An 18,532-nucleotide genomic window follows, 5' to 3' on the forward strand; every position below is an offset into this window, starting at 1 on the left:
AAGAGAAGAATCTTTTCTTTACGTCTGACCAGTAGACTGTATGAGTATGCTTACTGAATATGGAGGAATTTCCATGGAACAACGATCCACTCTGACCGGAAAATCCAGGTTTCGGCTCAATGAAGCCATCATCGAGAACATCATCCGGGTGTTTACCATTGCCACGATCCTGATCACGGCGATGATCATCTATACATTGGTCTCGGAAGCGGCGACTTTCTTCTCACATGTATCTCTCAATCAATTTCTGCTGGATAATACCTGGCTGCCGCTGTTCAGCCCGGGGCGGTTCGGAATCTGGCCCCTGGTCGTCGGAACCTTCAGCGTGGCGTTTTATTCCATGCTGGTAGCCATTCCACTGGGACTGGGCAGCGCGGTATTCCTGTCGGAATACGCTCACCCCAATGTCCGGGCGGTCATTAAGCCGATCCTTGAGGTGTTGGCGGGGATTCCATCCATTGTTTACGGCTTTTTCGCCCTGAACTATATAACACCGCTGCTGCAGACGCTGGTGCCATCCACTGAAATCTTCAACATCATGTCGGCAGCCATCGCCGTGGGCATGATGATTCTGCCCCTGGTGGCTTCACTGTCAGAGGATGCCATGAACGCGGTTCCCAATGCCATGCGCAACGGAGCCTACGCGCTGGGCGCAACCAAGCTGGAGGTTGCCATGAAGATTGTGATTCCGGCTGCCCGCTCCGGCATTATCTCCTCCTTTATTCTGGCGGTGTCCAGAGCGGTGGGGGAGACCATGATCGTTGCCATTGCTGCCGGATCCAAACCGATGATGACCTTCAACCCATTCAAGTCCATCCAGACGATGACGGGGTACATGGTAGCCACCAGTACCGGAGAGCTTGGAGTAGGCACGATCCAGTACCAGTCCATCTACGCGGTGGGCATTGTGTTGTTCTTAATGACGCTGCTGCTCAATCTGATTGCCCGGCAGTTCGTATCCAATAAACGGAGGGGATAAGATGAATGAACTAAACCAAGCAGCAGCCCCTTCACTGTCCCGGGAGGAAATGGAGGAACAGGCCAATATCAACCGGCGGAAGCGGATCAATTCGATCTGGCACGGTATTTTCTTTGGCTGCACCGTCATTGCCATTATTTTCCTGGCGATGCTGCTTTATCAGATTCTGTCCGTCGGTCTGCCCCACATCAACTGGGATTTTCTGACGAGCTTTCCGTCACGGCGCCCCGGAGCTGCCGGAGTGAAGGCGGCATTGGCCGGTTCCCTCTGGATCATGGGCCTTACGGCCCTTATCTCCTTTCCGCTGGGCGTAGGGGCTGCCATTTATCTGTATGAATATGCCCCGAAGAATCGGCTCACCCGATTCCTGGAACTCAACATCGGCAATCTGGCGGGCGTACCTTCCATTGTCTACGGTATGATCGGCCTCTCCATTTTCGCCAACATCCTGGGCTTTGGCCGAACCCTGATCACCGGTGCCCTGACTCTGTCGCTTCTGATCCTGCCGGTGATTATTACCTCGTCTGTGGAGGCACTCAAAACCGTTCCGGATTCCATGCGTCAGAATGCCCTGGCCCTGGGAGTAACCAAGTGGCAGATGATCACCGGCGTGGTGCTGCCCTTTGCCGCCCCGGGCATAGCAACTGCCTGCATTCTGGCTATTTCCCGCGGCATTGGCGAGGCCGCGCCGCTGCTGGTTGCCGGAGCGGTCGGCATGATCCTGGCCGTACCGACCTCGATCTTTGACCAGTACACGGTGCTGCCCATCCAGATCTATGACTGGACAGGACGCACCTTGAAGGAATTCCACGAAAAAGCATCGGCCGGAATTATCGTCCTTTTGGCCATTCTGTTGTTCTTCAACGTCATGGCAGTCATCATCCGGAAAAAATTCGGCAAACGGTATGAATAGGAGACTAGACCGATGAGCAATATCATTGAAGTAGAACATCTGAATTTCTACTACGGAAACAAACGAGCGCTGGAAGACATCAATATGAAAATCCGGCAGAACCATGTGACAGCCCTGATCGGGCCCTCCGGCTGCGGCAAGTCCACGTTCCTGAGATGTCTGAACCGGATGAATGACCTGATTGATGACACCCGGACCGAAGGCCTGATCCAATACATGGGCGAAGATATCAACGGCTCCCAGGTCAATCTGGTCCATCTGCGCCGGAAAGTCGGCATGATCTTCCAGAAGGCCAATCCGTTTCCCAAAAGCATCTATGAAAATGTCCTGTTTGGGCCAAAGCGTCATCGCCCGATGAAAAAAGCCGAGCAGGATGAACTGGTTGAATCGGCCCTGCGCGGTGCCGCGCTGTGGAACGAAGTCAAGGACACCCTGCACAAGAGTGCCTTTGAATTGTCCGGGGGACAGCAGCAGCGGCTGTCCATCGCTCGCGTCATTGCCGCCCGGCCGGACGTCATTCTGATGGATGAACCCACCTCGGCCCTGGATCCGCTGTCGACCCAGAAAGTGGAAGAACTGGTCCAGGAGCTGAAAGAAAACTATACCATCGTCATCGTTACCCACAACATGCAGCAGGCTGCCCGGATCTCCGATTCCACCGGTTTCTTCCTGAATGGCCGCCTGATTGAGCATGACACCACGAACAACATCTTTTACAATCCGAAGGACAAGAAGACGGAAGACTATATTTCCGGAAGGTTTGGCTAATGGAACAGGAATTACAGGAAAAGTTTAATCAGGCAAAGAGCGTTGACCAAAGTGTTCTGCCCAAAGCCCAGCGGGAAGTGAAAGCCCAGGTGGCGCTGCGGGAACGCAGCCCAGAGGAAATTCCGGGAGAAACCATCATTCGCGTGCGCGAGATGAATTTCTGGTACGACCAGTTTCAGGCGCTGAAGAATCTCAATCTGGATATCCGGGAAAATGAAATCACCGCCCTGATCGGACCGTCCGGCTGCGGGAAATCCACCTTCCTGCGCTGTCTGAATCGCATGAATGATCTGATTCCCAAGACCAGGGTGGAAGGCGCATTGGAATTCAAAGGGCGCGACATCAACCGCGACATGGACATCATGGTGCTGCGCAAGCAGATCGGCATGGTGTTCCAGAAACCCAATCCCTTTGACATGTCCGTCTATGACAACATCGCCTTCGGACCGCGGATCCATGGCATGAAGAAGAAACAGGAGCTGGACGAGCTGGTGGAACGGTCCCTGCGCAAAGCCGCCATCTGGGATGAAATCAAGGATCGGCTTCACGATAACGGTCTGTCCATATCCGGCGGCCAGCAGCAGCGTCTATGCATTGCGCGTACTCTGTCCACAAACCCATCCATTATTCTGATGGATGAACCGACCTCGGCCCTGGATCCGATCTCCACTCAGAAGATCGAAGAGCTGATGGAAGAACTCAAGAAAGAATACACGGTGGTCATCGTTACTCATAACATGCAGCAGGCGGGCCGGACCGCGGACGAAACTGTATTTTTCCTGAATGGTGAAATCGTTGAATCCGGCCGCACCGACAAGATCTTTACCAATCCATTGGACAAACGGACAGAAGAATATATCACGGGCCGATTCGGCTAAGGGAAGGGGCAGCATATGTCAGTTAAAAATATCCAGTCAGGACTTTTAAGCATTAACAATCACCTGGTCCGAATGGCTCTGTTGGCAGAAGAACAGATCAAGGAAGCCATTATCGCGCTTCGGGAAAAGAATGTGACACTGGCCGAGCAGGTCAAAAGCCAGGATGGGATCATCGATGATCTCCAGCGGGTGGTGGAAGACCAGAGCATTAAACTGATCGCGACTCAGCAGCCAGTAGCCGCGGACTTGCGGACACTGTTCACGACGATTAAAATCGTGACCGATGTCGAGCGCATGGCGGATTATGCCGTTGATATTGCCCGCATCGCCATTCTGCTGAAAGATGAGGACATTTCCGACGCCATGCCGGAAATCGAGCGGATGGCTGAAATCGCCTGCACCATGCTGAGAGAATCCATTGATGCCTATACGGCCAAGGACGATGACCGGGCCTATGAAATCACGAAACTCGATGACGAAGTAGACCGTGGCCTGATGAATCTGGTCAAGCATCTTTATTACGATGCGGCTCAGGTGGAAGAAAGCCGATTTAAGGCTTCGCAGCTGAACTTTGTGGCCAAATACCTGGAACGGATCGGAGATCACGCCACCAATATCTGCGAGTGGACCATCTATATTGTAACCGGTGAGTATGTAGAACTGAATGTCTGATCGGATGCGGACCATCGTACCAGGAGCCATCCGGACGTTTATCTGAATCGGAAGCCAAAAACCTCTGCCACAGCAAACGGCAGAGGTTTCTTACATAATGTGCCATGCCGTAGTACTGGGAAGAGATGAGTCGCCGTTGAGAGTTAACGGTTTTCCTTGTCGAATGCATCCGGATAGTGCTATAATCAGAGGCTGGTCAGATATTATTTCAAATTGTTCAGATTCTCTGAAATGGATCAGAACATATCGAAGGAAAGTCCGGCTGGAACGCAAGAACCAGGCTTGGAGAGACTGAAACGATCATTATAGAGAATCGACGATGACTCTTCAATAATATTTTTCCAAGAATTAATTACATAATATAAATTATGGCAATATAAATTATGGTAAACCTGACGGCTTCTCGAAATTTAATCGAAGCTTTTGATGATTTCAGCTATACAGAGCGTGAATTCACTGTCGTCAGGGAACTGTTTTGGTATAATAAGTAGAGAGAAATGAGGTGTTTCCATGAGTTATAACAAACTCATCCAAATTGACGGTAAGCTGGTCGATCCGATCCGGCGCAACGTCATCACCGAAGTAGATAAAAAGAGTCCGGCGGACCGGGCCGGAATTACTGTTGGAGACCGTCTGGTTAAAATCAATGAGGTTCCGGTCAAGGACATATTGGACTATCGCTTCCTGACGGCAGCCGAACGCTTCACGCTGACGATTCAGCGGTCTCAGGGAGAGGAAACCAGGGAATATACGGTATCGATTGAGAAGGAAATGTATGAGGAACTGGGGCTGAATTTTGCCAGCGGCATTATGGACAAAGCCAGCAGCTGCTCAAACAACTGTATTTTCTGTTTTATCGATCAGTTGCCGCCCGGCATGAGAGAAACCCTCTATTTCAAGGATGATGACTCCCGCCTGTCATTTCTTCAGGGTAATTTTGTTACCCTGACCAATATGACCGAAAGCGATATTCGGCGCATCATTAACTACCGCATCAGTCCCATCAATATCTCGGTCCATACCACGAACCCGGAACTGCGGGTTACGATGCTGAACAATCGAGTGGCCGGAAATCTGTATCCTCGGATGCAGCAGCTGGCTGCAGCCCGCATTCAGATGGGCGCTCAGATCGTTCTGGTGCCTGGCTACAATGATGGGGCGGAACTGGAAAGAACGCTCCGAGATCTGGCGGCACTTCATCCGTATGTTACAGGAGTGGCCATCGTTCCGCTGGGTATGACGAAATATCGACAGGGACTGCCAAATCTGATTCCTTTTACTGCTGAATCCTCCAGAGAAGTCATTCATCAGCTGGATGAACTCCAGCAGGAATTCCGTCTGACCACCGGTTCTGAGTTTGCCCGCTGCGCAGATGAGTTTTACTGCATGGCGGGAATTGATGTTCCGGATGAAGATTTCTACGATGGCTACAGTCAGCTGGAAGACGGAATCGGAATGATTCGGCTGTTCCGTGAATCCATCGCCGCGACGCTGGAAGATCTGGCACCGGGCAGCGGAAGTTTCAGCTTCGTCACCGGCACTTCCGCTCATGAAGAGATTCGGCAGGCCGCCGATCAGATTTCTCAGCGCAATCCCCGGCTGGCGATCAATACCCACCGCGTTCTGAACGACTTTTTCGGCCACTCCATTACCGTGGCCGGATTGCTGACCGGACGGGATGTGCTCAATACTCTGAAGCAGGGAACTGTGCATGACCACCTCATTATGCCACGGAATATGTTCCGCTCAGGGGAAGAGCTGATGCTCGACGGCGTGACGATACAGGACCTGGAGCGCGAACTGGATACCAAAGTCCTCATCGTGGATTACACGGGGGAAGACCTTATCGAACAAATGAATCAGGCAATGGCGCCATAACGCCAGGCAGGATATTCCTGGATCCGATCAAGAGATCCTTACTATTAAGAATGAAAGGCAGAGCAAACCGCTCTGTACAGGTAAATCATATGGGAAAACCAATCGTCGCCATTGTCGGGCGCCCCAATGTAGGAAAATCGACACTGTTTAACCGTCTGGCCGGTCATCGGATCGCCATTGTCGAGGATACGCCAGGCGTAACCCGGGATCGGATTTATGCTGACGCCGACTGGCTCAGTCATGATTTCCGCCTCATCGATACCGGTGGAATCGAACCGACCTCAGAGGATGAGATCCTCTCGCAGATGCGCCGTCAGGCTGAAATTGCGATGGAAACCGCCGATGTCATCATCTTCATGGTGGACGGCAAGACCGGTCTGGCCGATGCTGACCGGGAAGTCGCCTCCATGCTGCGCCGCTCCGGCAAACCCGTCGTGCTGGCTGTCAACAAGATCGATAATCTGCATGAATCCGCCAATGCCTATGAATTCTATAATCTGGGCATGGGCGAACCCTTTGCGATTTCCAGCAGCCAGGGACTGAATCTGGGCGATATGCTGGATGAAGTCGTGGCTCATTTCCCGGCAGCCGAGGCAGCCGAGGAAGAAGACGAGACCATCCGGGTCGCCTTTGTCGGAAAACCAAACGTCGGCAAATCGTCCCTCGTGAACCGGCTTCTGGGTGAGGAACGCAGCATCGTAACGGACATTCCTGGCACCACCCGGGATGCCATCGATTCCTACCTGGAAACCGAAGAAGGCAAATTTGTTGTGGTTGATACCGCCGGTCTGCGGCGCAAGGCGAAAGTGCGCGAGGAAATCGAGCGTTATTCAGGCCTGCGCACCATGACCTCCATTGAACGGGCTGATGTCATCGCTCTGCTCATTGATGCCAGTGAAGGAGCTACCGAACAGGATGAAAAGATCATCGGCTATGCCCATGAAATGAAGAAGGGGCTGCTGATCATTGTAAACAAGTGGGATCTGGTGGAGAAGGATGACAAGACCATGGACCGCTTCACCAAAGAACTGAGAGTGCGCTTCCACTTCCTGAATTATGTTCCGTTCCTGTTCATTTCCGCCAAAACCGGACTGCGCTCGCACAAGGTTTTAAAAGAAGTGGCCAGAGTATTTGAAAACTACAATCGCCGGATTTCCACCGGTATCCTCAATGATGTCATTTCCAAGGCGCTTCTGATGAAGGAACCCCCGGTGGTCTCCAACCGCCGGCTCAAGGTGTATTATGTCACCCAAACCGGAGTTCGCCCACCGACATTTATTTTCTTTGTAAATGATCCGGCTCTGCTCCATTTCTCCTATATGAGATACTTGGAAAATCAGCTGCGAGCCAGCTTTGATTTCGAAGGCACCGGAATAAAAATGGAATTCAGAGAGAGGAAAGAGAGTTGAAGATCACATTTTTAGGGGGAGGGTCCTTTGGGACCGCATTGGCGAAAGCCATGACTCAGAACGGTCATGAAGTTATGTTGTGGGAACGGAACGAGGAACGCGTCCGGGAAGTCAACGAACAGCACACCAATGGGAAATATCTTCAGGGGATCCGTCTGCCGGAAAGCTTACGGGCCACTGTAGATTTAGGGGAGGCACTGAATCACCGTGATATGGTGGTCCTGGCCGTCCCATCCTCTTCCATTCGTGAAGTCTCCGGAAAGATCAAACCATATTTATCCGGAGATGAAATTATCGTCAGCATCGCCAAAGGTGTTGATCCAAAGAGCCTGAAGCCCCTGTCCCAAACGATCTTTGAAGTGCTGGACAAGGACCCGGTGATTCTGTCCGGTCCATCCCATGCCGAAGAAGTGGCGCAGGGACTCCCGACTACGCTGGTGGCATCTTCCCGCAACGAACTCGCCATGGTGCGAGTACAGGAAGCTTTTTCCAGCAACAGCCTGCGCGTCTACCGCAACCATGACCTGATGGGCGTGGAAATTGGCGGCGCGGTTAAGAACATCATCGCGCTGGCGGCGGGGATCTCCGACGGAATCGGTTATGGCGACAATGCCAAGGCAGCCCTGATGACCCGAGGCATGACTGAGATCATCCGCATCGGAGAAAAGATGGGCGCCGAGACCGAGACCTTCTATGGCCTGACCGGAATCGGAGACCTCATTGTAACCTGCACCTCCATGCACAGCCGCAATCGGCGCTGCGGAATTCTGATCGGCCAAGGAAAATCCATGGATGAAGCGACGAAAGAAGTAGGCATGGTAGTGGAAGGCATTAAAGCCACACAGGCATTTTTTGAGCTGGCGAAAAAGTACAATGTCGAAATGCCCATTACCGACGCCGTTCACCAGATCCTGTTTGAAGATGTTACGCCTCGCGACGCGGTCATCAATCTGATGAACCGGGAACTGAAGCGGGAATAAATCAAGGGCTGTCATCCTTGGATATCAATAAGACATCCAAGGATATTTGACAACATCACATATTAATCACACCTCATACCCTAAACGCCGAATCCCAGCCCAAAATAGCCAGGGATTCGGCGATTTTTTTCTGTCTGTCTTCTGGGTGATTCAAGAAAAGTAATAGAACCTGAGAACCAAGAGAATAAGGGAAAATCAGAGAACCTGGAAAGCAGACAACCAGAGAACCAATGGAATTAAGGGAGCCAAGAGATACTTATAAACCAAGGAATCAGAGGAAACAGGGTAACAGGGTAACAGGGTAAACAGAAGATTTATATGAAGTGAAGGGATCATAGGGATTGAGATCAGTTGGCGTTGACTGGTTATTCTGATGGTGCTGTTTGAGGATGTTCGATCGGATAGTCAATAAGACTGTGTTGGCTTTTTTTAGCTCATTTCCCAGTTTTCATTCAACTTCATGTATAATAGGAAAAGGAACGCAGACTGGGTTTCCGTTTTGTTTTGGAAAAAACAAGATAGTTCATATCCCCGGGCAGAAAAGGACGATCATACATGGCAAAACCATTGAATAAACCATATAATAATCGAAAAAAAAGAAAAACGAAATACCGGTGGGGACGGATCGGGCTGGCTGCCCTGATTTTTTTGATCATCGTGGGCTATTTTGCAGTTCGTCAGCATCAGAAGAACGAAGCAGCGCGTCAGATTGAAATTAATCGCCAGGTCGTACGGGCGATGGAGGCCAAGTCCGTTACCGAGATCGAAGCCAGACTGCGCTCAATCAAAGAGCAGTATGGCATAGGCAAGATCGCCGTGGCCGAGATTCCCAACCGGAAATATTTCGAAGACGCAATTTTCATGGGCGATTCCATCACTCAGTCCATATCCCTCTACGATTTGCTGCCGCCCTCCAATGTGGTTGCCAAAGTAGGGCGCAATACCAAGACAGCCACAGAGGATGTGGCGCTGTTGTCCAATCTGTCGCCGGCCCGGATTTTTCTCTGGTATGGCATGAATGATTTGGAAAACTTCTCCTCGGCCGATGCATTTACGGCCAGTTATCGCACCTTGCTGGAGCAGATCCGGGGAAAGCTGCCCCAGACTGAAATCGTGCTGCTCTCCATTCTGCCTTCTAATGCCAAAGCAATTCAGAAGCAGCCGGCGCTGGCAAAGACACGTCGGGAAGCCTTCAATAAAGGCATCCAGACACTGGCCGATGAATCCAATGCGATTTACATGGATATTTCCAGCGTCGTTACGGAAGAGCTCTATGAACCGGATGGAATTCATGTCAAACCGCAGTTTTATACGGATTTCTTCAACTTCATCAAACGGGAGTTTATTGAAAAACGATGAAAATACAATCTTTTTTACACCGTCACCGGGAAGGGGTGCGCAACGCATCCGTAATCACCGGACTCGTCCTGAGCATGTTTTTCGCTCTGTCTCTTGCCGGAATCATCCATTTTGGCTCACCGGACTTCGCCCAGATTCGCGCCGCGGTGGAACAGAAAGCCGATCTGACGGTCATGATGACCGGAGATGAACAGACACTGCGCAAAAATTATGGCATTTCAGACCGGGATCTGGAGCAATTTGTCTATTTCGCGCCCAAGAGCGCCATGGATGCCTCGGAGATCCTTGTTTTGGAAGCGAAGGAAGAATCCAGCCTGGCCGGATTCCGTCAGGTGATTGAAAATCGGCGGACTGCCCGGTCAGACATGTATCGCAATTACCGGCCGGAAGAAGCCCGGCTGTTGGAAGATTCCGTCCTGAAGGTTCAGGGCAGATTTCTGATTTTTATTTCCAGCCGCAACGTCCAGGAAGTCAAAGCAGCCCTGGATCTGAGTTTTCGTTAATGGAGAGATATTGCCGTGATATTTAACAGCATCTCGTTTATTTTCCTGTTCCTGCCCCTGTCCCTTTTGATCTATTATGCAACACCAGTTAAAGCACGGGACATCACCATGCTTTTTTTGAGCATCCTGTTTTTCAGCTGGGGCAATCCTCAATATCTGGCGCTCATCGCCGGATCAGTCCTCTTGAACTACGGACTGACCCTGGTCATGGATCGAATTCTGATACCCGATGCTCGCAAGACGATGCTGATCGGAATTGTTACCTTGAATCTGTTGCTGCTGTTTGTCTTTAAGTACCTCGGGTTCTTTTTCATGAACTTCAATGTGCTGTTCGGTACCCGATTGTATGCGGAACGGCTGGCTCAGCCCCTTGGAATATCTTTCTACACGTTTCAGGTCCTCTCCTACAACATTGATGTCTACCAGAAACGATTCACGGCGGAGCGTAATCCACTTCGCCTTGGACTTTTCTGCCTGATGTTCCCGCAGCTTGCCTCAGGTCCGATCATGCGCTATGACGAGATCCAGCCTCAGCTGGGCGAGCGGCTGATTCGCCCCAATCTTATGGCGGAAGGAGCCGAGCGCTTTATCGTGGGCCTCTTCAAGAAAGTATTCCTGGCCAATACCCTGGGTGCTCTCTGGAATGTAGCTAAGACCACGGACCCTGGAAATCTGTCCCTGCTCTTTGCCTGGGTCGGAGTGACCGCTTTCACCCTCTATATTTACTTCGATTTCTCCGGCTATATGGATATGGCCATCGGAGTGGCGAATCTGTTCGGCTTTCAGCTTCAGGAAAACTTTGATTTTCCCTACATCTCAAAAAGTGTCTCTGAATTCTGGCGGCGCTGGCACATGACTCTGGGACGCTGGTTCCGGGATTACCTCTACATCCCGATGGGCGGTTCCCGCGAAGGACTGGGTAAGCTGCTGCTGGCGGTCTTTACCGTCTGGTTTACCACCGGGCTGTGGCATGGCGCGTCCTGGAACTTCATTGTCTGGGGATTGTACTTTGGTGTTCTGATCCTGATCGAGCGCTTTGCCCTGAAAAAAATACTCTCCCGGATTCCCGGATTCCTGGCCAACGCCTATACACTCGCGGCTGTCATGATTGGCTGGGTGCTGTTTGATACCACCAGCTTGACCCATGCGGGCGGATACCTCCTGGCACTGCTTGGCCGGGGATCGGGTCTATGGGATGCATCAGGGATCTATTATCTCTACACCTACCTGCCCATTCTGATTCTGGGCATCGTCCTGACCCGGCCGGCTCTGTTCCGGCGCCTGAGCCTGATGAAACTTAAGATGAACCGGTCACGCCTGGGCTTTTTCCTGATCAGTCTGTTGATCCTGTTCCTTGTGTCCATTGCCTATTTGCTGAACCAGAGCTTTTCGCCGTCCATGTACATTGGATTCTAGGAGGGGACAGAATGACCAGAAAGAAAATGAACCTCCATTTGCGTCAATACCGTCGAACGCTGCTGATCTTTTTCATCTCCGGATTACTGTTGATTTTGGGATTCCATCTGGCTCTGCCGGATCAGGCCTTTTCCGCCGTGGAGAACCGGTCGCTGAAACAGCGGCCTGCCTTCACACTGACCGGATTTATGGACGGCTCGTTTCAGAAACAGCTGGGCGGCTACCTGGAAGACCAGTTTCCGCTGCGCGATCGAATGATTTGCATCAAGGCGGGAATGGAACGACTTCTGCAGCGGCAGGAAAACAATGAAGTATATATTCATGCCGGAGATGTTCTGATCGATAAGTTCAGCCCCAATCCGGCCGCATTGACCTCGGAGAAGGCTCAGGTGATCAACGCTTTTGTCAAAGCTCATCCCACCCAGAAGGTCAGCGTCATGCTGGTGCCGACCAAAGTCGAGATTCTGAAAGACAAGCTGCCGCCCTTCGCGCCGACCGCAAGCCAGACCGACTATCTCAAGGAGTTTTATGAGCAGCTCTCCGTCAAAATCAACAAGATCGATCTGATTCCCCGCTTCTCGGAACAAAAAGCCAGGTATCTCTACTTCAAGAGCGACCATCACTGGACCCAGGAAGGAGCCTTCCTGGCTCAGGAAGAGTATCTGAAGTCCATTCGACTGGCTCCGCGGACGGAAGGGGAATATGACATCCGCAAGGTATCCCAGGACTTTCTGGGAACCCTGACGGCAAAATCCGGCATAGCACCGGATGCTCCGGATGATCTGAATCTCTATGTGCCGAAAGTCCCGGAAGACCTCGTTGTCAATCTGACCGAGGAGCAGAAAAAGCTGACTTCGCTCTATCAGATGGATCTGGTGGACGGGCAGGACAAATACCTGACGTTCCTTGGCGGCAATTACCCGGTGGTGCGCATCACGACCTCCAGTACCAATGACCGGCGCCTGCTCATCATCAAGGATTCCTATGCCAATGCCTTTGTTCCCTTCGTCACGAAGGATTTCAACGAAATTACCATGGTGGATCTGCGTTACTACACCGGGGACGTCAATGCTCTGGTCGATCAGTATCTGATTACTGACGTACTGATCCTCTATAACATCAATACCTTCAATGATGATCATTCCATTCTTAACCTGGGCGATGGCCTGGAGATTGACCGGATCGACGAGACGGCTCCCGCCATCAAGCCGGATACGGTAACCCTGAGCACTAATTTTGATCCCTATGCCGAGCAGCTGCTGAAAGTGACCCTGCGCAACAACAGCAAGATGGAACTTTCCTACAATCGGCGGGTCAGCCTGGAAATAAAGCAAGATGGAAAGTGGGAGAAACTGACGGAAAACCCCTCTTATGCTTGGGATACCAAGCTCCGGACGCTGGGTCCGTCAGCCAATGCGGAATTCGCCGTCCAGCTCAAGAATGCCTTCGGCATCCTGGAGCCTGGCCAGTACCGGGTTGTCCAGACCTACAACAATTCGGCGCAGGTTGCCGCGGAATTTACACTGGAAGGCAATCCGCTGACAAATCCCTGATTGAGCAGAATCCAGGTATTCCGTCTCCTCGTCACACATAAATGATAAAACAGGCAGGTATCGTTGCTTACGGTACCTGCCTGTTCTTGAGGCCTGTTTCAAGGCTTTTTTATTTCCTGTCAGCGGGATTCGACGGGACGGGTGGAGTCGATCTCGAATTCATGGTCAATGATCTGGGCGATTGTCCGTTCATCTCCGATGGGACTGAAGTTCAGTTCCCACTCGCGAACTTCCTTGAGGAACTCGCGGTCGATGGGGGAGGTGTTGAGCGGAATTTCCATGAAGCCCAGGTTCAGGTACAACTGAACGGCTGGGTTGTTGTTTCGGGAAACAAACAGGAAAATGCGGTCATAGCCCTTGTCGAGCAAGGCGTGTTCGGCACTGTGGATCAGAGCCGTCGCGAATCCCCGCCCTAAATGATCCTTGCGGGTGAAGAGATAGGTGATTGTCGCCTCATTTTTAAAGTCACAGACAAAGAGACAGGACACAATCTCATCTTCTTCGTTGCAGATTAAAAAGGAAGCATCTTCGAGGAATTGACCATAATAACCACGGAATACCATCGAGATCTCCTTGATGGTATCATTCAGGGATTCACCTTCGTAGTCCGGTGTGTCAATGTAGGAATCCAGCATGATTTTTGCAATCTCTCGGATCCGATCTTTGTCCACGGGCCGGATATCGAGCCCGCTGGGCGGATTGGAATCAAGATATTTCACCATTTTGATCCGCTGTGCCATGGTCAGCCTCCTTCGTTCCTTTTCTTTCAGTATAGGTTTACAAACCCATGAATGCAACCGGAAATGACTGCTCTGCATGTTAAAATGGAAGTATTGAATTCACAGGAGGAAGTTGGCGTTGAAATTTATCCATTTAGGAGATCTCCATATTGGCCGTACGTTTGAAATGCGTTCGATGCTGGAGGATCAGGCGTTCGTCCTGGAACAGGTGCTCAAGTTGGCCCAGGACCGAAACCCTGATTTTGTACTGATTGCCGGAGACATCTACGATCGTTCGGTCCCTCGCGAAGAAGCGATTGCCGTGTATGACGATTTTATTACCCGGCTGGTGCTGGATCACAACATTCCCGTATACGCCATTTCGGGCAATCATGATTCCTCCCGCCGGCTGGAGGAAATGGGCAGTCTGCTGAAACGGTCAGGGTATCATATCTGCGGCAGTCTGAAAAACCCGCTGAAGCGGATCACGCTGCATGATGAACATGGTCCGGTGGACTTATATCTCATGCCGTATAAGGACATGCATGGTGCCCGAGCCATTTTCGAAATCACCGATACCAGGGATCATACCGAGACGGTACGACAGATGCTGACCTGCGTTCCAGCGGATGATCATCGAAAAATCCTGGCGGCCCATCATTACTTCGGGGTAAACGGGCAAAGTCCGGAAGAGTCGGAATCGGAACGCCGGATCTCCATCGGCGGAGAGGATGTCATTGACCATTCAGTGCTTGATCCATTCCAGTATGTTGCGCTGGGACATCTGCACAAGCCGCAGAAAGTCGGCCGGGATTGTGTCCGCTATGCCGGATCACTTCTTAAATACTCCGCCTCGGAAGCCGATCACAAAAAATCCATCACCTGGGTGGAAATGGATCAAGATGGTCAGTGCCGGATTGAACTGGTACCGGTTCGTCTGCTGCGGGACTTGAAAAAAATCCAGGGAACCTTTGCTGAACTGATGCAGACCGGATTTCTGGAAAAAAAGGATGACTTTCTTGCCGTAACGCTGACCGATGCCGAACGGGTGGATCAGGCCTTTGCCCGGCTGTCACAGCTTTACCCCAATATCATCAGTCTGGCCTATTCCCGGCTGGAATCAGACTATGAGCTGAGAGTAGATCAGGAAGCCATTCGAAAAGCGGATACCCGCAAGCTGTTTGCTGATTTCTTTCATGACAAGAATCAGCGCGACATGACGGAGGACGAACAGACCTTCATGGATGATATTTTCCGGGAAATGGAGGTGGAAGCATGATCCCGATCTATTTGAAAATGGAAGGCTTTCTGACCTTCAAAAAACCAACTGAGATTCATTTTGACGAATTTATAGATGATGGGCTGTTTCTGGTGTCCGGCCCCACCGGTTCCGGCAAAACCAGCATCTTTGACGCGATCAGCTTTGCCCTGTACGGCGTTGCCACTACCAGCCAGCGTTCGCCGAACGATCTGCGTTCACACCTGATCGGTCCGGACGATGATTTCAATGTCGAGTTCCGCTTCCGCGCCGGAACTCATGAATATTGTGTCCGACGCTGGCAAAAGGGTCAGCGAGGAGCAAAACAGATCCTGGTCGTCGATGATCGGGAGGACGAAGCTCTGACCAAGATTACTGACATCCGACAGAAGCTGTTTGATGTTCTGGGACTGACTGCGGACCAGTTCTGCAAGATCGTCATGCTGCCTCAGGGCGAGTTTCGAAACTTTCTGGCGGCATCCTCCAAGGATAAATCCGATATCCTGCGCAAATTGTTTGATACGGATCACTATGCCCTGATTCGGGAAAAGATCCGCCAGAAACTGGCGGCAATCCGCCGAGAGGTTGACCGGGCGCATCATCTCATTGAAACCGAGAAGCGGATTTCGCCGCGAGCCAGCCAGGCCGCCGACCCCGATGAAATCCGGCAGATCCTGCAGGAGGACTGGAAGGAAGCCAAAGCAGCCTGTGAAACGTTCCGAAGCAGTTTGGATCTCTATCGCAGTCAGCTGGATGTACTGAGCCTGCGGCTGGAGGAAGGAACCCGCATCAACAAGCAGCTGATTCAGGCAGGTGAACTTCAGCAGAAAATTGAGATTGCCAGGAACCAGGAACAAAGCTATCAGGCGGACCTGGAAATGGCACGGCAGATCAACCGAATCCGACCGCTGACCGTACTGCAGAAAAGTCTCGTCAGTAATCGTCTGACCTTAACCCGGCGCCACCAGGATGAGGAGGATCTTGCCCGCAATTTGGAAACCGCAGAGGCTGCTCTGATCACGGCACAGTCTGACTACGCTCAGAACCCGCAGCGGCAGAGTCGGCTGAAAGAACTGACTCTGGAACTGGAACGGATCCAGGAACAGCTGACTCGGCTGATTCAATGCCAGCAGGCCAAAACTGTTTACAACCAGGCAGCCAGCCAGCTGATGGCTTTGACCGCGCAGCTGCAATCCCTGCAGCAGTGGGCTGGCGCCCGACAGACTTTGACGGAAGAACGCGAGAAGCTGGCAGGAGAAGAAGTCCGCTATCTGACGGAGGTCTCCCGGGGGAAAGAGGACTATCAGACCCTGCGGCGCCAACTGGAACATCGAATCACCTGGCAGAAGCTGAAGCAGTCCCTGGCAGATTTTTCTGCGGAAACACAAATCTGCCAAGAAAAAATTGTTCCCTCCACCAGGGAAGGGCAGGAGAATCGGCGCCGGCTGGAACAGCTGCGCGAAGAATTCGAACGTCAGGGTCTTGGGCAGTTCGTCCATCATCTGAAAGACGACCAGCCCTGCCCGCTCTGCGGCAGCAAGGATCATCCCACTCCGTTCCGGGTTCATTCCGCTGTTACCCAAAGTCAGATCAGAGCTCAGGAACAGCTGGTCCGCCAGCTGGAGCGCGATCTGGATCAGACAGAGAGCCGCCTTGCTCTTCTGTTAAAGCAAACACAGGAAAAATCCGCAGAGTTGGCCGAGCTTGAAGAAACCATGGATCCATCCTCACGGGAAGCCAGTGTGGCGGAAGGGAAAGCCCAGCTCGAACTCCTGGTGAGTCAGATCCGGACGAGTCAGTCGAAACTGGAACAGACCCAGGACAGACTTCGTCAGAATCAGCGGGACCGGGAGAGGGCGGATCAGGAGATCCAGGCACTGGGAGATGTCCAGACCCGGTTCGACGCCCAAAAGGAACAGGCAACGAGTCTAAAAGCCCGCCTGGATGATCTGTACCATCAGACGGCGGGGCTGGATGAAGCCCTGCTCCAAAGCAGGGCAGCCGGACTGAAGCGGGAAGACGCTTCATTGAGTCAGGCCATACAGCACGCGGAGCAAACGCGTCACACATCAGCGGAAGCGGTGGCCCGGCTGAAAGCCTCCGCTGAGTCCATGAAGGAAGAGATTCTTCGCCTGGACGGAGAGGCAGGACAGCTTGAGACACAGCTCAACGAGGGGCTGGAGAAGCTGGACCTGAGCCGGGAGGAATTCCTGGCGCTTGAAGCAAAATTGGATCAGGAGGATATTCTGCGGCAAGGCGCGGAAGGTTTCTTCCGGAAGTTGGCTAATGACCAAAGCAATCTGGAACTGATGCGGCGTCAGCTGGAAGGGAAAGTTCGATCGGATCTGACGGATCTGCAGAATCAGATCAATGATCTGAAGGCCAGGGAAACAGCCCTGGGTCATGAGAACAATGCTGCCATCCGGCGGGAATCCGCCCTTGACAATGCGCTGATCAAACTGGAAAGCGCACTTTCCGACTACAAGCATTACCGCGAGAAACTCGACGTGGCCGTCCGGCTGGACACAACCACCGGCAAGGGTACGACGTTTGAAAATTATGTGCTGGGCTACTATCTTGACGGCGTCCTGATCAATGCCAACGAACGACTGAAGAAGATGACTTCGGGTCGCTTCACGCTGCTGCGCCAGAGTCAGGACTCCGGCGGAAAATCCAGGATTGAGGGACTGGATCTGAATGTATTCGACGCCTACTCGAATTCCCAACGGGACGTTAAAACGCTTTCGGGCGGAGAAGGCTTCAAGGCTTCATTGGCTCTGGCCCTGGGCCTGTCGGACTTTATTCAGGAAAAAAATGCCGGGATTCGGCTGGATACCATTTTCATTGATGAAGGATTTGGCACCCTGGACCATGAGTCCCTGGACTCGGCCATGGAAACTATCCTTGAACTGCAGGGACTGGGGCGTCTGGTGGGAATTATTTCACACGTGGAAGAACTGAAAGAGCGCATTCCGATTCAAATTGTCGTAGAGAACCGGCGCGAAGAAGGCTCGGTCATCAAAGTGGTTAAGCTCTAGGAAGAATCCAGAGACGGCTGCTCCCGGCTGATTCGAAGGAATCAACGGGAGCAGCCGCTCATTGGACTTGATCAGCAGTTCAGATAAGCCAATTAAGAATTAGCCCTAAATTCAAAAAAATGATAAAGGAGGACCACCCATCCTGAAACAGAATAAAAACCCAAGAAACACTTTCTCTGATCCATCCGCTTCCGATGAAGCTGAATATA

At 51.9% G+C, this 18,532-nt stretch carries 15 protein-coding genes; 14 read left to right on the forward strand and 1 reads right to left on the reverse strand.

Annotated elements, in window-relative coordinates; translation table 11 throughout:
* The first annotated feature begins 73 nt into the window (after window positions 1–73).
* The 12 genes from pstC to NQU17_05280 all read left to right on the forward strand — a co-directional run bounded on the left by pstC (window position 74) and on the right by NQU17_05280 (window position 13,308).
* Entirely contained in the window at window positions 74–979 is a 906-nt protein-coding gene (pstC, locus tag NQU17_05225) for a phosphate ABC transporter permease subunit PstC (protein ID UUM12963.1), read from the forward strand.
* A gap of 1 nt (window position 980) precedes the next feature.
* Window positions 981–1,892, forward strand: a complete 912-nt coding sequence (gene pstA, locus NQU17_05230; protein UUM12964.1) for a phosphate ABC transporter permease PstA — start codon at window positions 981–983, stop codon at window positions 1,890–1,892.
* A 12-nt stretch (window positions 1,893–1,904) separates the two neighbouring features.
* The gene (pstB, locus tag NQU17_05235) at window positions 1,905–2,660 is read left to right on the forward strand and encodes a phosphate ABC transporter ATP-binding protein PstB (protein UUM12965.1); all 756 of its coding nucleotides are present in this window, start codon (window positions 1,905–1,907) and stop codon (window positions 2,658–2,660) included.
* Window positions 2,660–3,538: a phosphate ABC transporter ATP-binding protein PstB gene (gene pstB, locus NQU17_05240; protein UUM12966.1), complete on the forward strand. Its 879-nt coding sequence runs from the start codon at window positions 2,660–2,662 to the stop codon at window positions 3,536–3,538. The genes pstB (NQU17_05235) and pstB (NQU17_05240) overlap by 1 nt, the downstream gene beginning before the upstream one ends.
* Window positions 3,539–3,553: 15 nt before the next feature.
* The gene (gene phoU, locus NQU17_05245) at window positions 3,554–4,210 is read left to right on the forward strand and encodes a phosphate signaling complex protein PhoU (GenBank protein ID UUM12967.1); all 657 of its coding nucleotides are present in this window, start codon (window positions 3,554–3,556) and stop codon (window positions 4,208–4,210) included.
* Between the two features lie 510 nt (window positions 4,211–4,720).
* Window positions 4,721–6,088 carry a DUF512 domain-containing protein gene (locus NQU17_05250; GenBank protein ID UUM12968.1) on the forward strand — a complete coding sequence of 456 codons (1,368 nt, stop codon included), beginning with the start codon at window positions 4,721–4,723 and terminating at the stop codon, window positions 6,086–6,088.
* An 89-nt stretch (window positions 6,089–6,177) separates the two neighbouring features.
* Complete coding sequence (der, locus tag NQU17_05255) at window positions 6,178–7,497, forward strand: ribosome biogenesis GTPase Der (GenBank protein UUM12969.1); 1,320 nt, start codon at window positions 6,178–6,180, stop codon at window positions 7,495–7,497.
* The gene (locus NQU17_05260) at window positions 7,494–8,477 is read left to right on the forward strand and encodes an NAD(P)H-dependent glycerol-3-phosphate dehydrogenase (protein UUM12970.1); all 984 of its coding nucleotides are present in this window, start codon (window positions 7,494–7,496) and stop codon (window positions 8,475–8,477) included. Before der ends, NQU17_05260 begins: the two co-directional genes overlap by 4 nt.
* 555 nt (window positions 8,478–9,032) lie before the next feature.
* Entirely contained in the window at window positions 9,033–9,836 is an 804-nt protein-coding gene (locus tag NQU17_05265) for a GDSL-type esterase/lipase family protein (protein ID UUM12971.1), read from the forward strand.
* Window positions 9,833–10,339, forward strand: coding sequence for a DUF4358 domain-containing protein (locus NQU17_05270; GenBank protein ID UUM12972.1), 507 nt, complete (start codon window positions 9,833–9,835; stop codon window positions 10,337–10,339). Before NQU17_05265 ends, NQU17_05270 begins: the two co-directional genes overlap by 4 nt.
* A 15-nt stretch (window positions 10,340–10,354) precedes the next feature.
* The gene (locus NQU17_05275; protein ID UUM12973.1) at window positions 10,355–11,755 is read left to right on the forward strand and encodes an MBOAT family protein; all 1,401 of its coding nucleotides are present in this window, start codon (window positions 10,355–10,357) and stop codon (window positions 11,753–11,755) included.
* 11 nt (window positions 11,756–11,766) lie between these two features.
* Window positions 11,767–13,308: a DHHW family protein gene (locus NQU17_05280; protein ID UUM12974.1), complete on the forward strand. Its 1,542-nt coding sequence runs from the start codon at window positions 11,767–11,769 to the stop codon at window positions 13,306–13,308.
* Between the two features lie 119 nt (window positions 13,309–13,427).
* Here NQU17_05280 and NQU17_05285 read toward each other — a convergent pair whose 3' ends face one another.
* Entirely contained in the window at window positions 13,428–14,048 is a 621-nt protein-coding gene (locus NQU17_05285) for a GNAT family N-acetyltransferase (protein ID UUM12975.1), read from the reverse strand.
* A 118-nt stretch (window positions 14,049–14,166) separates the two neighbouring features.
* On the opposite strand from NQU17_05285, the gene NQU17_05290 reads away from it, so the two are divergent.
* Together NQU17_05290 and NQU17_05295 are read left to right on the forward strand one after the other, a co-directional pair.
* Window positions 14,167–15,306, forward strand: a complete 1,140-nt coding sequence (locus tag NQU17_05290; protein UUM12976.1) for an exonuclease SbcCD subunit D — start codon at window positions 14,167–14,169, stop codon at window positions 15,304–15,306.
* Window positions 15,303–18,323 carry an SMC family ATPase gene (locus tag NQU17_05295; protein ID UUM12977.1) on the forward strand — a complete coding sequence of 1,007 codons (3,021 nt, stop codon included), beginning with the start codon at window positions 15,303–15,305 and terminating at the stop codon, window positions 18,321–18,323. Before NQU17_05290 ends, NQU17_05295 begins: the two co-directional genes overlap by 4 nt.
* Window positions 18,324–18,532: the final 209 nt, after the last annotated feature.

The organism is Clostridiaceae bacterium HFYG-1003, assembly GCA_024579835.1.
In the GTDB taxonomy this organism is placed as follows: Bacteria; Bacillota; Clostridia; order Clostridiales; family Clostridiaceae; genus JG1575.